The organism is Streptomyces sp. NPDC058145 (genome assembly GCF_042884245.1).
Classification (GTDB): Bacteria; Actinomycetota; Actinomycetes; order Streptomycetales; family Streptomycetaceae; genus Streptomyces.
In genome coordinates this window covers 353,334-368,447 of the sequence record NZ_JBHVUH010000003.1, presented here as the reverse complement: position 1 = coordinate 368,447, position 15,114 = coordinate 353,334, and the positions used below count along the sequence as shown (strand labels likewise).

12 protein-coding genes are annotated in these 15,114 nt (G+C 71.5%); 7 read left to right on the top strand and 5 right to left on the bottom strand.

The features are described 5' to 3' along the window. The first annotated feature begins 217 nt into the window (after nucleotides 1-217). From ACFVVO_RS08535 to ACFVVO_RS08520, 4 genes are all read left to right on the top strand, one after another. The gene (locus ACFVVO_RS08535; protein WP_390052923.1) at nucleotides 218-895 is read left to right on the top strand and encodes a uracil-DNA glycosylase; all 678 of its coding nucleotides are present in this window, start codon (nucleotides 218-220) and stop codon (nucleotides 893-895) included. 335 nt (nucleotides 896-1,230) lie between these two features. Then, nucleotides 1,231-1,884: a response regulator transcription factor gene (locus ACFVVO_RS08530; protein ID WP_390052921.1), complete on the top strand. Its 654-nt coding sequence runs from the start codon at nucleotides 1,231-1,233 to the stop codon at nucleotides 1,882-1,884. After that, entirely contained in the window at nucleotides 1,875-3,131 is a 1,257-nt protein-coding gene (locus tag ACFVVO_RS08525; RefSeq protein ID WP_390052919.1) for a sensor histidine kinase, read from the top strand. The genes ACFVVO_RS08530 and ACFVVO_RS08525 overlap by 10 nt, the downstream gene beginning before the upstream one ends. Nucleotides 3,132-3,181: 50 nt before the next feature. Next, nucleotides 3,182-4,456, top strand: coding sequence for a hypothetical protein (locus tag ACFVVO_RS08520; protein ID WP_390052917.1), 1,275 nt, complete (start codon nucleotides 3,182-3,184; stop codon nucleotides 4,454-4,456). 486 nt (nucleotides 4,457-4,942) lie between these two features. Here ACFVVO_RS08520 and ACFVVO_RS08515 read toward each other — a convergent pair whose 3' ends face one another. After that, on the bottom strand, nucleotides 4,943-6,028 hold the full coding sequence (locus ACFVVO_RS08515) for a WD40/YVTN/BNR-like repeat-containing protein (RefSeq protein WP_390052915.1): 1,086 nt from the start codon (nucleotides 6,026-6,028) through the stop codon (nucleotides 4,943-4,945). 272 nt (nucleotides 6,029-6,300) lie between these two features. On the opposite strand from ACFVVO_RS08515, the gene ACFVVO_RS08510 reads away from it, so the two are divergent. Continuing rightward, entirely contained in the window at nucleotides 6,301-6,885 is a 585-nt protein-coding gene (locus tag ACFVVO_RS08510) for a hypothetical protein (RefSeq protein ID WP_390052914.1), read from the top strand. A 169-nt stretch (nucleotides 6,886-7,054) separates the two neighbouring features. Here the strand turns inward: ACFVVO_RS08510 and ACFVVO_RS08505 are convergent, their stop codons facing one another. Both ACFVVO_RS08505 and ACFVVO_RS08500 read right to left on the bottom strand, forming a co-directional pair. Continuing rightward, nucleotides 7,055-9,040 (bottom strand): HEAT repeat domain-containing protein, encoded by a 1,986-nt coding sequence (locus ACFVVO_RS08505; RefSeq protein WP_390052912.1) that lies wholly within the window; start codon nucleotides 9,038-9,040, stop codon nucleotides 7,055-7,057. Nucleotides 9,041-9,185: 145 nt separating this feature from the next. Further along, the gene (locus ACFVVO_RS08500; protein WP_390052910.1) at nucleotides 9,186-10,847 is read right to left on the bottom strand and encodes a DNA alkylation response protein; all 1,662 of its coding nucleotides are present in this window, start codon (nucleotides 10,845-10,847) and stop codon (nucleotides 9,186-9,188) included. 70 nt (nucleotides 10,848-10,917) lie between these two features. On the opposite strand from ACFVVO_RS08500, the gene ACFVVO_RS08495 reads away from it, so the two are divergent. After that, the gene (locus ACFVVO_RS08495; protein WP_390052909.1) at nucleotides 10,918-11,676 is read left to right on the top strand and encodes a PaaX family transcriptional regulator C-terminal domain-containing protein; all 759 of its coding nucleotides are present in this window, start codon (nucleotides 10,918-10,920) and stop codon (nucleotides 11,674-11,676) included. A 67-nt stretch (nucleotides 11,677-11,743) separates the two neighbouring features. Here the strand turns inward: ACFVVO_RS08495 and ACFVVO_RS08490 are convergent, their stop codons facing one another. Together ACFVVO_RS08490 and ACFVVO_RS08485 are read right to left on the bottom strand one after the other, a co-directional pair. After that, nucleotides 11,744-12,547, bottom strand: coding sequence for a pectate lyase (locus ACFVVO_RS08490; protein WP_390052908.1), 804 nt, complete (start codon nucleotides 12,545-12,547; stop codon nucleotides 11,744-11,746). Nucleotides 12,548-12,579: 32 nt separating this feature from the next. Continuing rightward, on the bottom strand, nucleotides 12,580-13,536 hold the full coding sequence (locus ACFVVO_RS08485; RefSeq protein WP_390052907.1) for a polysaccharide lyase family 1 protein: 957 nt from the start codon (nucleotides 13,534-13,536) through the stop codon (nucleotides 12,580-12,582). A gap of 242 nt (nucleotides 13,537-13,778) precedes the next feature. Here ACFVVO_RS08485 and ACFVVO_RS08480 point away from each other — a divergent pair, with 242 nt between their 5' ends. Beyond that, entirely contained in the window at nucleotides 13,779-15,110 is a 1,332-nt protein-coding gene (locus ACFVVO_RS08480) for an SGNH/GDSL hydrolase family protein (RefSeq protein ID WP_390052905.1), read from the top strand. Nucleotides 15,111-15,114 lie beyond the last annotated feature (4 nt).

Below are 15,114 nucleotides of genomic sequence, written 5' to 3'. Positions count from 1 at the left end.
TCGAGCATGAGGGGGTGACCAGGCGTGATGACTGTGGCGGAGTGGTGCGATCACTGGATGCAACAGGCTCCCCTCCTTCCCGGTGACCGGCTGCGTGATCCGCTCGACCGGTTCGAGGATCTCGACGAGGAGGAAGAGTAGCGGCAGGAGCGGCGGCCGTGGGTGAGGGCTTCTGTGTTGTGCCGGAGCACGGCACCCACCAGTAGAGTGAGGCGCCGTGGCACCACGACCCTTGCATGAACTTGTTGACGCAGGCTGGGCGAAGGCCCTTGAACCTGTGGCTGAACGCATCGCGGCCATGGGGGACTTCCTCCGGGCCGAGGTAGCGGCGGGCCGGACCTACCTGCCGTCCGGGGCGAACGTCCTGCGGGCCTTCCAGCAGCCTTTCGACGACGTCCGCGTCCTGATCGTGGGGCAGGATCCCTACCCCACACCCGGGATGGCCATCGGACTGAGTTTCGCGGTCTCGCCGGAAGTGCGTTCGTTGCCAGGGAGTCTGGAGAACATCTTCCGGGAGATGCACTCCGACCTCGGGTTGCCCAGGCCGTCGAACGGCGATCTGACGCCGTGGACGCAGCAGGGCGTGCTGTTGCTCAACAGGGCGTTGACGACGGCCCCGCGCAAGCCCGCGGCGCACCGGGGCAAGGGCTGGGAGGAGGTCACCGAGCAGGCCATCCGGGCCCTCGCCGGGCGGGGCAAGCCGCTGGTGTCCATCTTGTGGGGGCGTGACGCGCGCAATCTGCGGCCGTTGCTGGGGGATCTTCCGGCGATTGAGTCGGCGCACCCGTCGCCGATGTCGGCGGACCGGGGCTTCTTCGGCTCGCGTCCGTTCAGCCGGGCCAACGATCTGCTGCTGCGGCAGGGTGCGCAGCCGGTGGACTGGCGACTGCCGTAGGGCACGTTGAGCGTGATGGCTTGGAGGGCGCCGGCCTCCCGCCAGGGGCGCCGGGAGTAGCGACCGTAGCCGATCCGACGCCCGTGTTCATCACGGTTGTGGACGCGGTGTTCGCGCGGTCGCCCGGGCGGACCGGGAGGAGCAGGGTGAAGCTCGTCGGGGTGCGGCTGGCCAGGGAGAGCCGGCCGCCGAGGCGGACGGCCAGATCATGGGCGAACCGCGAGACCGATGCCCGGTCCCGACCCTGCGGCACCGCAGGGGGAGGATCTCGCGGACTATCAGGGCGCTGACCAGGGGGAATGGAGAACTCCCCCCGGAGTATCTAGGGTCATCGCGTGGCTTTTATTATGGTGTGCGAAGATGACGCGGCGGTCCGCGACGTCCTCAAGCGCGCACTCGAGCGCGACGGTCATACGATCGCAGTCGCTTCTACGGCGGACAGCCTGCTGCGGCACCTTGAGCCGGTCCCTCACCTGATCGTTCTGGATCTAGGGCTTCCGGACGCTGATGGCCGCGATGTCTGCTTGGCGCTGCGCGCACGTGGCGTTGATGCCCCGGTGCTGATGCTCACCGCTCTGGATGGCATGCATCACAAGGTGGGCGGCTTCGAGGCGGGAGCCGACGACTACATGACGAAGCCGTTCGACGTCCGGGAGTTGCTGGTGAGGGTCCGCGCCCTGCTACGTAGAACAACAGCGACGACCTCGCGAAGGGGCGTCGTTCTCGATCCGGCGAGACATGTCGTGATCTACGGTTCGACGAGCGAGAGCCTGACGCCGACCGAGTTTCGGTTGTTGGGCAGGCTTATCGCTTCGCAGGGCGACGCTGTACGCCGTCACGCCCTCGTTGCTGCCGGTTGGCCACATGGCGCGCAGGTCAGCGACAACACCCTTGACTCCTTCGTTCGCCGGCTACGGACCAAACTCGGTGCGCTGGGCGTGGCCGATCGCCTGGCGACGGTCCGGGGGGTGGGCTATCGATGGGAGTGACGGGCTTCCGCGGGAGGGTCGTCGCGCTTGCGGTTCTGATCGCGACAGCGGTGGTCGCGGTGTTGGTGGTGGTCTCACACGTGTTGCTGAGCCGGGTGACCGACGCCGACGCGAACGCTCTGGCGCATACGCGGGCAGAGGCGGTGGCGGCGAACGTAGCCGTACGCGGTGGCCACGTCGTGCTGATCGAGAGCGGCAACGAAGCGCTGGACACGGTCTCGTGGGTGTATGCCGATGGGCACCTCATTGACGGGATCGTGCCGCGCAGCGTCCTTGACCGCGTAGAGGCGCTTGCCGGCTCCGGGCAGTCCCAAACCACCACGGTCGGCAATTACCTTCTGTATGCCCGGCCGATCCGGCTCGAAGGCCACCGCGTAGTGGCGGTCGTGAGGGTGGATCTGACGCCGTACGAGACGTCGGAGCAGCGCAGCCTGGCGATGTCGCTCATGTTGGGTGGCATCTCGATCCTGCTCGCAGGCGTCGTCGCATACCTCATGGTGGGTCGTGCGTTGCGGGTGGTTCACGAAATGGCCGCTCTTGCCAACGACTGGGGCGATCACGAAGGCGGGCGCCGATTCAACCTTGGCGTTCCTCGCGACGAATTCGGGGAGCTGGGACGAACTCTCGATCGCCTGCTTGACCGCATAGACAACGCGCTCGCGGACGAGCGCCGGCTCACCGATGAGATCGCCCACGAGTTGCGGACACCCTTGACGGCCCTGCGGGGCGAGGCACAGTTGGCGCAACTCTCCGGTCATCATCTGGCACCGGAGTCTGTTCTGACCGAGGTCGACCGCCTGAACACGGCGATCACGACGATTTTGAGCGCCGCCCGGACACGGATCGGTGGCGGTACCCGCTGCGATCTCAGGGCGGCGGCGCGACAGGCGATCGCTGGTCGCTCCATCGAACTCGCCATCCCTGCGAACGTCGATGTCGCCGTGGCAACCGAACTCGTCGTGGCTGTGTTGTCACCCCTGCTGGAGAACGGCCTGCGGCATGCGAGTTCGCGGGTTTGGGTCACGGCGCGCACCCAGCCGCAGGGCGTCGTGATCAATGTCCTCGACGACGGCCCGGGGTTCGATCCGGCAGAGGTTGACCGGGTCTTCGAAGCGGGTGTGACCAGCGGCAACGGGCACGGGTTGGGGCTGGCCGTGGTAAGGCGTCTCGCCGCGTCCGCGGGAGTGGCGGTTCGTGCGATCGCGGATGGTCACGGTCGCGTCGAAGTGACCTTCCCCACGCCATAGGCGACTGCGTAGTCAGGTTGTGTGCAGGTTGGCCGAGCCAACCTCGTCGCATGACGACGACAAGCGAAGCCCGCACACGCCGCGGTGGGCGGCTGATGCTGAACAAGGTTCCCGAGGTCACCATCTGGTTCTGGGTGATCAAGATCCTGTGCACGACCGTCGGTGAGAGTTTCGCCGACTGGATCAATATGAAGCTGGGCGTCGGCCTGGTGAACACTGCCTGGATCTTCACCGCGGTGTTCGTGGTGGTTCTGGGCGTCCAGCTGCGCTTCAAGCGATACGTCCCCTTCCCGTACTGGCTGACCGTAGTCGTTGTCAGTGTCACGGGCACGCTCTACACCGACATCCTGACCGACCAGCTCAACGTGCCGCTGTGGATCAGCTCCGCGGTGTTCTCGGTCCTGCTCGCCGTGGTCTTCGGTGTGTGGTGGCTGCGCGAGCGCACCCTCTCGATCCACTCGGTCACGACGCTGCCGCGTGAGTCGTTCTACTGGCTCGCCGTTCTCGTCACCTTCGCGCTCGGCACCGCGACCGGCGACTGGACCCTCGAGCTCACCGGCTGGAGCCCGGGAGTCTCGGTCCTGTTGCCGCTCGGCCTTATCGCGGCGATCACGCTGCTGTGGAAGTTCGGCGCGAACCCGGTGCTGTCCTTCTGGCTCGCCTACATCATGACCCGCCCGCTGGGCGCCAACATCGGCGACTGGCTCGCCTCCCCGAAGGTCGCTCAGCCGGGCGAGCCGACCGGCCTTGCGCTGGGCACCTTCACCACCAGCCTGATCTTCCTCGGCCTCATCCTGGCGACCGTCATCTACCTGACGGTGACACGCTCCGACGTGACCGAGACCCACGAGGCTTCGCACACCCCGCAGATCACCGCGAACCCGCGCAGGGAGCGCATCGCGCTGGCGGGCTTCGGCCTCCTCGCCGTCGCCACCGGGAGCCTGCTGTTCTGGGCACACAGCCGGCCGCACGTCGGCCCGGCGCCGGAGACCGACGCCACCTCCACCGTCCACCTCGCCCCCGGCCAGGCCGTGAAGCACTTCCCGTCCACGAAGGTCGACGCACTGAAGACACTCGCATCGACCTCACTCAAGGACGCACGGTCGGGGAACACGACCGGGGCCCACGCAGCTGCCCAGTCGCTGCGAGACCTCTGGGATGCCGACCAGGCTTCGTTGCAACCGCTGGACAACACCGGCTGGACGTTCATCGACGCCCAGATGGACCAGGTCCTGAAGACCTTCGGCATCGACCACCCGAACCCGCCGATGTCGCCGGCCCGGCAGGAGACCGAACTCAACACCCTCCTCACAGACATGCGCTGACGGACCTGATCGGCGGCGGCTCCCCAGAGGCCGCCGCCGACCAGGCTCTCGCGGTGTACGGGATCAGTGACGCAATGGTCGTCGCGTCCACCTTCGATCAGGTGCTGCCCGAGCTGCTGCGCGCGGGAACGCCCTGAACCCCCGGCCCCACTCGTGACACTCGGATTGGTGGTAGCCGTACGCATCACGTATCTCCCACGCATGCTCGTACGCCGTCGGCTTGCGCTCGGTGTGGGGCCTGGGCCCGCAAACGGGGCATGCATGTGCCGTCCCAAGGCAGGCTTCGCGGGGAGATCTGGGGTGCCTGGCACACCGCCCACCCAACCTCACCACGGAAGGCGTGAGCGGCGGGCTGCGGTGCTGGGCCGCCGGTCGTCGAGTGCCGGGCACCGGTCGGCGATCAAGCCGCGGCCGGGTCCGGCCGGGGGACGGCCGCCGCCGGCCCGGCCGGCCGGCGCCCCCACATCCCCTACGGGGTGACCCCTGTCAGCCGATCACGGCGGCCCGTACGCACAGCACGTCCGGCAGATGAGAGGCCAGTTGCCGCCAGGTGTCGCCGTCGTCGGCCGAGGCGAACACCTCGCCGTTGCGGTTGCCGAAGTAGACCCCGGCCGGATCGGCGTCGTCCGTGCAGAGCGCGTCCCGCAGCACGGTGCCGTAGTGGTCCTCGGACGGCAGCCCCGCCGACAGCGGCTCCCAGCTCTCGCCCGCGTCGGCCGTACGGAAGACCCGGCAGCGGCGCCCGGCCGGCACCCGGTCGGCGTCGGCGTTGATCGGGAAGACGTACGCCGTCCCGCCCCGGTGCGGATGGGCGGCCACCGCGAAGCCGAACGTCGACGGCAGTCCCGCGCCGATGTCGGTCCACTTCCCGCCCGCGTCGTCGCTGCGGTACACGCCCCAGTGGTTCTGCAGATACAGCCGGTCGGGGTCGGCCGCGTCGCGCGCGACCTTGTGCACGCACTGGCCGAACTCCGGGTCGGGGTCCGGCAGGAACACCGCGGACACACCGGAGTTGGACGGCGCCCAGCTCGACCCGCCGTCCCGGGTGCGGAACACCCCGGCGGTGGACACAGCCACGGTGACCGCCCGCGGATCGCGCGCGTCGGTGAGCACCGTGTGCAGCCCCTCGCCGCCACCGCCCGGCACCCACTGGGAACGGGTCGGGTGCTCCCACAGGGGGCGCACCAGCTCGAAGCTCTCCCCGCGGTCCTCCGAGCGGTACAGCGCGGCCGGTTCCGTCCCCGCGTACACCACGCCGGGCTCGGCGGCGGCCGGGTGCAGCTGCCAGACCCGCTCCAGTGAAGCGCCGGTGTCCTTGGGGAACTTGACGGCGGGCCGGGCCGGTTCGGTCCAGGTTCGGCCCAGGTCGTCGGAGTGGAACACCGACGGGCCCCAGTGCGCGCTGTCGCCGCCCGCCAGCAGTCGGGGACGGTCTCCCCGGGTGTCGATGGCGACCGAGTAGACCGCCTGCGCGTTGAAGTAGGGAGTGTCGTCGAACTCCCAGCCGCCACCTCGCCTCCGCCCGATGAACAGGCCCTTGCGGGTACCCACGGCGAGCAGGACCTCGGTCATGCCGGTCACCTCCGGGACATCGTCGTCCAGGTAGTCGTCAGATACCGGCCAGTCTGCACCCCACCACTGACAGTCACCCGTGAAGCCGCGTCGCCGCAGGTCACGGCGGTGGGGTCGGCCCGTCGCGCGGACCGGCGCCGATGCGTTGTGTCATGCGCCTGCGCGGGAGCGGGCTCTCGTGCGACCGTCGGGGTGACGGTTCGTCGTGAGCAACGGGGCGGCCGCGCCCGTATGGGAGTGCGGTCCGGCCTGTCGGTGCGCTCGTGAGGAGGATGCCTTTGAAGGCGTTCCGTGGTCCCAAGGTGTGGCTGTGGCGCTGGCGGCGCAATCCGCTGCGGCGCCGGGCCGACGTGCTGGAGGCCTGGGTGGTGCTCGCCGCCTGGCTGCTGACCGTCCTAGTGGGGGTGTCGGCCGGCCTCGCCGCCGCCCGGTCGGTGGAGCAGGGACTGGCCCGGGAGCGCGCCGCCTGGCAGCCTTCCGTGGCCCGCGTGGTCGCCCGGGCCCCCGGAAGATCCGCTTCCGAGGCCTCCGGCGAGCGGGTCTGGGCACAGGTGCGCTGGGCCGGCGCCGACGGCTCGGTGCACACCGGCCAGGCCCGGGTCGCGCCGGGCAGCGCGGCCGGCAGCCCGGTCACCGTGTGGACCGACCCGCGGGGGCACCTCGTCAGCCGCCCGGCCACCGCGTCCGAGGCCACCTTCCGCGCCGCTCTCATGGGCGGCCTGGTCGGGTTGAGCGCCGCCGCCGTGCCCTTCGTCGGCGGACTCGCCCTCCGCGGCCGGCTGGAACGCCGCCGCATGGACGACTGGGACGCGGAATGGGCCCGGCTGGGACCTCAGGGCGGACGGATGACGTGGTGACGCTCCCGGCCGCGCCGGAACACGGCCGGGTGCCTCCGGGCGTCCCGCGGATCATGCCGGCCGCCTGACGGGCTCCCGGCGTCCCTTGGACCACGACGGCCCACGGGCTCCCGGCCCGCAGACCACGACGGCCCACGGGCCTCCGCGTCCCGCGTGAGCCGGAAGAGGCTCATGAGAATTGGGCCGGCCCGGCCAGCACCTCCTCGCAGGTCCTGAGCAGCGCCTCGTCCTCGGCGATCGCCCGGCCGCCGTGTCCGCCCGCGTGTGCCGTGTGCCGCCGTGGGGCGGCCAGTTCCGCGATCACGAGATCCCGCATCGACGCGCCCGCCGGGCCCATCGCGGCGAGGCACCGCGCGATCGGGACCCGGGTGCCGGGACTCTCCGACCAGGCGGCCCGGAGCACCGGCAGCACGGGTTCCGGGTCCCCACCGACGTGCCACAGCGCGCACGCGGCGAGGGCCCGCTGCCCGGCCTGTCCCGATGCCGCCGCCCGGCGGAGCTCCGGCAGGGCCGCACGGGCCGCCGGGCCCATCCTGGCCAACTGCCGCGCGGACAGGCGGCGGATGCCCGGCTCGCCCTGTGTCAGCTCCCGCACCAGCACGGGAAGCACGGCCGGGGCGTCACCGTCGGCCGACCACAGCGCGCCCGCCGCCGCGGCCGCGTGCCGGGTGTGCAGCAGTGCGCGCAGGACCGGTGCCGCCCGGGTGGCGGCGCCGAGGGCGTCCAGTGTCCGGACGGCCTGTCCGGCGACTCTGTCCCGTGCCCCGAGGCCGTCCGGGGCACCGGTCAGCAGCCGTAGCACCTCCGGCACCGCGTCCGCGTCCCCGATGGCCCTGAGCGCCGTCAGCAGCGGCGCGGCCCGGGTGTCCACGGCCGGCGAGTCCAGCGCAATCCGCCCCAGCCGGTGCCGCAGCGCGGGGGCGAGGGGAGCGGCGACCGGGCCCAGATGCGCGATCTCGTCCCCCAGACCGCCGGGCACGACCGGGCCGGCCAGGACCTGGGCCAGAACCGGGACGGCCCGCGGATCGCCGCTGCGGGCAAGAGCCTTGAGGGCGCCGCCCACGGTGGGCGAGCCGCGTTCCCAGCGGTGGGTCCACAGATCGGGCCGGGAGGTCACCAGCGCGTGCAGGTCGTCCGCCGCCGGAGCGGCCAGACGGAACAGCTCCGACAGAACGGAGACCGCCGTGTCCCGCAACCACTCCTCCTCCGCCCCCAGTTGACTGCCGACCAGGGCCACCGGCCCGGCGAAGCCGGCCCGCCAGCCGCGGAACAGCACCGCCGCCATCCACACGGCGTTGCCCCGGTCGACCGGGTCGGGACTGGTCAACTGCCCGGTCAGCAGGGTGATCCGGTCACCGGTCCGGTCGCCGAGCGCGGTGTGCAGCGTGCGCAGCAGCCGGGCGCCCTCCTCGTCCGAGGGGCGCAGCCGCCGTAATCGCCCCACCAGAGTGTCGTTGGCGGAGCGGTCCGGGACGCGGGCGCGGCGGGCGGACCGCTCCCGCAGCAGCCGGACGGCCGTCGGCACCAGGTCGGCGGGAAGCCGGCCGGGGACACCGAGCGCGAGCTGGCCGAGCGCCGCGAGACGCAGCCCGGGGTCGTGCGGCGGGGCGCTCTGCGCGGCCAGCAGGTCCACCGCGGCGGCCCGTGCCGGGTACCGGCGCACGAACACACCGACGGACTCGGTGAGGGCGAGCAGCACCCGGCCGTCCCGCTCGACCGGGATCCGCTGCCGCAACATCCCCAGCACGCGCGCCGGGTCGTCGACGAACCGGACCACCGCGCCGGCCGCCGCCCGCCGCACCCCCGGGTCCGGATCCCCGAGCAGCGACACGAACACCTCGCCGTCCGCCCGGACCGCCTCGCGCGCGCGTGCGTCCCCGCTCTCCGCCCCGATGCTCACCAGCAGTTCCACGATGCAGCCCCGCTCCGGCACCGCCTCGCGGGCAGCGAGCGAGAACAGGAAGGGAACGCAGGCGAGCGTCGAGTCGTACACGTTCCCCTCGTGGTGCACCGTGCCGTACATGCCGTCCAGCGCGGTCTGCCGCTCGGCGGCGTCCGCGGACGCCAGTCCGCGCAGCCATCCGGGCACGTCCCGTGCGCTGCCGTACGCGTGCCGCAGCGAGGCCCAGTCGACCTCGTCGATCCCGGTGAACACGATCCCCTCCCCCAGACGAGTGGCACCTGATCGCGAGTCTGCACCACGGCAGTGACAACGATGCGCGAGCATGCGCTGACTGTGTGCGATCCGTCGGCTGTCACCGGCCACGGCGCGTCAGGTCGCGCCCCTCGCCCGTAGGAGCTCAGCTCAGGACGGGCAGCGCCCGCTCCAGGATCGCGTCCAGGCCGGTCCCGGCGGGCAGCGTGCCGAACGAGTGTCCCCAGTCGCCGCCCAGCCGGGTCGCGCAGAAGGCGTCCGCCACCGGGTGGGGGGCGTGCCGGACCAGCAGGGACGCCTGCAGCGCGAGCGCCATCCGCTCGACCAGCCGGCGGGCGCCCACCTGCCCGGTTTCGGCCAACTGCGTCCTCAGCCCGGCCACGGTGGCGTCCAGCCTCGCGTCCGCCCCGCGCGCGAGGGCGAGTTCGCCGAACAGGGCCTCGGCGGTGTCCGGTTCCCGTCCCAGGGCGCGCAGCACGTCGAGTGCGTTGACGTTGCCCGAGCCCTCCCAGATGGAGAGCAGCGGGGCCTCCCGGTAGTGGCGGGGCATCCCGGAGTCCTCGACGTACCCGTTGCCCCCCAGGCACTCCAGGGCCTCCGCGGTGAACGCCGGGCCCCGTTTGGTGACCCAGTACTTGCCCACGGCGGTGGCGATCCGCCGGAAGGCCCGCTCCCCGGCGTCCCCGCGCACCGCCCGGTCCGCGGCGCCGGCCAGCCGCAGGGTGAGCGTGGTCGCCGCCTCCGACTCCAGCGCGAGGTCGGCCAGGACGTTGCGCATCAGCGGCTGGTCGATCAGCCGGGCGCCGAACGCGCTGCGGTGACGGGCGTGATGGCCCGCCTCGACGAGTGTCTTGCGCATCAGGGTCGCCGAGGACATCACGCAGTCCAGCCGGGTGCAGTTGACCATCTCGATGATCGTCTTCACCCCCCGGCCCTCCGGCCCGACCAGCCAGGCCACCGTCCGGTCGAACTCCGGCTCGGAGGAGGCGTTCGACCGGTTGCCGAGCTTGTCCTTCAGCCGCTGGATGCGGAACGTGTTCCGGCTGCCGTCCGGCAGCACGCGCGGCACCAGGAAGCACGACAGGCCGCCCGGAGCCTGCGCGAGCACCAGGAAGACGTCGCACATGGGCGCCGAGGTGAACCACTTGTGCCCGCGCAGCGTGTAGACGCCCGCCTCACCGGTGGGTGTCGCCACGGTGGTGTTGGTGCGGACGTCGGAACCGCCCTGCTTCTCGGTCATGCCCATTCCGGCGAGCAGCCCGGGCTTCTCGGTGGGGACGCGCAGCCCGGGCTCGTACTCGCGGCTGGTCAGCAGCGGCTCGTAGACCTTGGCGAGGTCCGGCTGGGCGCGCAGCGCGGGCACGGCGGCGTACGTCATCGAGGTCGGGCAGCCGTGCCCGGCCTCCGTGTGCCCCCACACCAGGCCGCCCGCCGTACGGGCCACGTGGGCGCCGGTGCGGTCGTCCGCCCATGGGGCGCCGGCCAGGCCCTCGGCGACCGCCGTCCGCATCAGATGGTGCCAGCTGGGGTGGAACTCGACCTCGTCGACCCGGTGGCCGTAGCGGTCGTGGGTGCGCAGCTCCGGCTCGTGCAGATTGGCCAGCTCGCCCCACTCCTGGGCCTCCGCGCTGCCGGCCTGCCGCCCCAACCGCCTCAGGCCGACCTCGGCCCAGTCGGCGCCCTCCCGGCGCAGGCCCTCCAGCAGGGCCCGGTCCTCCGAGGCGTCGTACGGGGCCAGGGGCGGAGCCTGGTTGGTGACGTCGTGGGTGGCGTACTGCGACTGGGGCTGCGCGGATGTCGAGACCATGAAGCCATGTTGCACTCCTCGTACGGCTGTAGCAATGATGCAACAAGAAGTCTCCGTACAGTGTGTGCCCATGCGCATGAACGTGTCAGCCGAGCCGGGCGGGGCCGCGCTGCGGCCCCTGTCCGCGCGGTCGGTCGTGCTGAGCCTGCTCCTGGGCGCGCACCCGCCCGAGCTGCCGGTGAGGGACCTGGTCGGGCTGGTGGAACCCTTCGGGGTGGGCGGCTCCACGCTGCGGGCCGCGCTCAGCCGGATGGTGGCGGCGGGCGACCTCCGGCGCACCGACGCGGTCTACCGGCTCAGCGACCGGCTGCTGGCCCGTCAGTGCCGCCAGGACGAGGCGCTGCGCCCCAGCACGCGCGCGTGGCACGGCGACTGGGAGATGCTGGTGATCACGGCGACGGGCCGCGGTCCCGCCGAAAGGGCCGATCTGCGCACCCGCCTGACCGCCCTGCGCCTGGCCGAACTCCGCGAGGGCGTGTGGCTGCGCCCGGCCAACCTCGGCCGGCCGCTGCCCGCCGGCCTCACGCGCGTGACGCTGTCATACACGGCGCGCCCAGACGGCGACCCGCGCGACCTGGCCGCGCGGCTGTGGCCCCTGGACGAGTGGGCCGCCACCGCGCGCACCCTGCTCGCCCACGCGGCCGCGGCCCGTCGGCCGGCCGACCGCCTCACCGCCTTCGCTGCGGCCGTGCGCCACCTGCTCACCGACCCCGTCCTGCCGGCCGGCCTGCTGCCCGCCGACTGGCCGGGGGAGGCCCTGCGCGCGGCCTACGCGGACTACCAGGAAGAGCTGTCCGCCTCGCTGGGGCCGCGGGGCCGCGCGAGATAGCTCCGCCTCCGCACGTGTGGAGGCCGCCGCCCCGGCGGGACGGCGGCCCTTCACGCCCTTCGGGCGCTCACTTGTAGGTGATGTCCGAGGACGAGTACTTGCAGTAGGTGCCGTCGGCACCCGAGCCGTTCGTCGACGGCTCCTTGCCCGTGTTGTTGCCGGTGTACTTCTGGCACGGGACGATCTTCTTGCTGCTGTCGCCGACGATGGTGATGTTCTTCAGGGTCGCGCTGTCGCCGTAGTTGGTGTTGATGCCGACGAGCTTGCTGCCCTTGTACGTCGCCTCGATGGAGTTGAGGTTGATCGTGCGCTTGTACTGCGTCTTGCAGTTGCCGCACGAGCGGGCGAAGGTGCCGAAGTTCTTCACGGCGAAGTTCGAGACGTTCAGCGTCCCGGCGCCGTTGAACTGGAACACCTTGTCGCCGGCCTCCTTCGCCCCGCCGCCGCTGACGGTGTAGACGTTGGAGGACGAGGAGCCGAGGAACGTGGCCGCGTCCTCGCCGACGTCCTCCCACCACACGTTCTGCAGGGTGCAACTGCCCAGGCAGTGGATGCCGTCCGCGGCCGGTGAGCCGATGATGACGTTCTTGACCACCGCGCCGGGCGCGAGTTCCAGGATGGGCCCCTGGTCCTCGTCCTGGCTGCCGGTGCCCAGGTCCCCGGAGCCGTACAGGCGCTTCATCCCGTAGTCCTTGGTGCCGGAGACCGAGAAGGTGGACGTCACCGCCTCGCTGCCGTTGGCCGAGGGCCAGGTCGCGGCGTTCGCCGTGGCTCCGTCAATCATGATCATGCCAACCGACAGGCTGAGGGCGGCGAGTCCGCCCAGCAGTGCGCGGCCCGATCCCGCGCGCGTGAGTGCCCTTGAGGTCATGTCCCGAATGCCTTCCTCCGAGTGGGGGGTGGTCAGATCTTTCCGGCGCCGGCACCGGCCGTCACCGAGGCGACGACAGCGGACGCGGGTTCTGCGGTGTAGCCGTACGGGGGGTTGGTGAAGGTGCCGGTTCGCGAGATCTCGGTCGTGGCTCCGCCGAGGTCGTTGCCGCGCAGGTTGGCGTAACCGTCGACATCGCTGTCCCGGCTGGTGGTGACGGCCACCTGGGTGCCGCGGAAGACGTTGTTCTCGACCAGCATCTGCGCGCCCATCCGCGAGTGCACGGCGGTCTCGGCGCCGACGACGTAGTTGTCGTAGAAGTGCCCGGTGCCGAAACGCAGGCTCGGGATGCGGGAGTTGACGTTGTTGAACCAGTTGTGGTGGTACGTCACCCGCAGATGCCCGGTGTCCTCGCTCGCGTTGCTGTCGCTGTGGCCGACGAGCGAGCCCTTGTAGTGGTCCTTGAAGGTGTTCCAGGAGACGGTCACGTAGTCGGACCCGTGGGTGATGTCGACCAGGCCGTCGTAGTAGTCCTTGCCGTGATCGCGGTCCGAGGACAGGGTGTTGTGATCGATCCACACCTTCGTCGAGGCCTGCACGGTGACCGCGTCGGACTTGACGGCCCTGCTGAGGTTGAGGTTGCGGACGACGACGTTGGTGACCTTCTTCAGGCGCAGTCCGCCGCCGGTGAACCCGGAGGACGAACCGACGCCGAGGACCGTGGTGTTGGAGCCGATGTCGATCTGGCCGCTCAGCGAGATCAGGCCGTTCACCTTCACGACCTTCGCCGAACCGCCGGCGACGGCCGCCTTGAAGGCGTCGGACGTGGAGACGGTCACCGCCGCGGCGCCGCCGCCGCCCGTCGTGCCGGCGCCGAATCCGACGGGTGCGTTGTCGGCCGCACCGGCCGCCTGGGGCAGCGCGAGCACGGCCGCGGCCGCGAGGGCCACGGCGGCCGTCGCCGCTGTGGTGAGGTGTCGCTTTCGCATGCGGGTGCGTCCCTTCGAGTGGGGGTCGGTTGGTGTACGTGAATGACGTACGCCATGTGGAACGCGCATGGGGGAGTTCATGACCTCATGACCTCAACTGACGGGCCAATTGGTCACGTTGATGAACGGGAACGTAAGGGGTAAGCGCTTTCTGGTCAACGCCTCCCGTAGTCGGTTTCCGGTCACCCGGAAGTCTCGTGGGAGCGCTTCCATGAAGGGGGTGTCCATGCCACGATGCATCCGTGAAGCCGTTCAGCAGAACGTCGATCGCCACCCTCCTCACGCTCTGTGTCCTGGTGCTCGCCCTGTTCGTCGCGTCCTCGGCGCTCAAGGCCGTACTCGAGCGGCCCGGCCCGGGACGGCCGACGGCTCCGGGCGCCGCGGCGGGTCCGCACTGGGTGCACACCTGGACCGGTGTGCCGCAGCTGACCGAGCCCGGGAACCTGCCGCCCGCGCCGTTCACCGGTGAGCGCTCGGTGCTCGCCGACACGACGCTGCGGCAGACCGTCCACGTCACCATCGGCGGCCGGCACCTCCGACTGCGGTTCTCCAACGCCTACGGCGACACCCCGCTGCCGCTGACCGCGGTGACCGTGGCGCTGCCCGAGGGCGGCCGGGCCGGGGTCAGCGCGGTCGAACCCGGCAGCCTGCGCCGGGTGACCTTCGCCGGACGGGACGCCGCGACGGTCCCGGTCGGTGCCCAACTGGTCTCGGACCCGGTCGACTTCGGCCTGCGTCCCGGATCCGACCTGACCGTGACGGCGTACACCGCCCAGGGCCAGCCGTCGCTCGCGCTGACCTCGCACCCGGGGTCGCGCACCACCTCGTACCTCCAGCACGGCGACCACACCGGGGACCCGGACCTGCCGGCCGCGACCGCGGTGAATCACTGGTACCTGCTCAGCGATGTGGAGGTGCTGTCACCCGGCCGGGCGGCGGCGGTGGCCGTGGTGGGCGACTCGCTCACCGACGGCCGCGGTTCCACGACCAACGGCAACGACCGCTGGCCGGACCGGCTCGCCGACCGGCTCCGCGCTCGCAGTGCCACCTCGGACGTCGCCGTGCTGAACCAGGCCGCCGGCGGCAACCGCGTGCTCGCCGACGGAGTCGGCCCCAATGTGCTCGCCCGGCTGGATCGGGACGTCCTCTCCCGCAGCGGGGTCTCCTGGCTGGTCCTCTTCGAAGGCGTGAACGACATCGGAACCGCCGACGCCGCCCCCGAGGCCCAGCGCGCCGTCACCGACGATCTGATCGCCGGCTACGAGCAGATCGTCGTCCGCGCCCACGCCCAGGGCATCCGCGTCTACGGCGCGACCCTGACACCGTTCGGCGGCAACACCCCTTACGACGACGCGGCGGGGGAGCGGGAGGCGTCCCGGCAGCGTGTCAACGCCTGGATCCGCACCCCCGGCCACTTCGACTCGGTGATCGACTTCGACCGCGCGGTACGGGACCCGGCCCACCCGGCCCGGCTGCTCCCCGGCCTCCACGACGGAGACTGGCTGCATCTCGACCCGAAGGGGTACGGGGTGCTGGCGGACGCGGTGCCCACGGGGCTGTTCCGCGGGAAGTGACCGG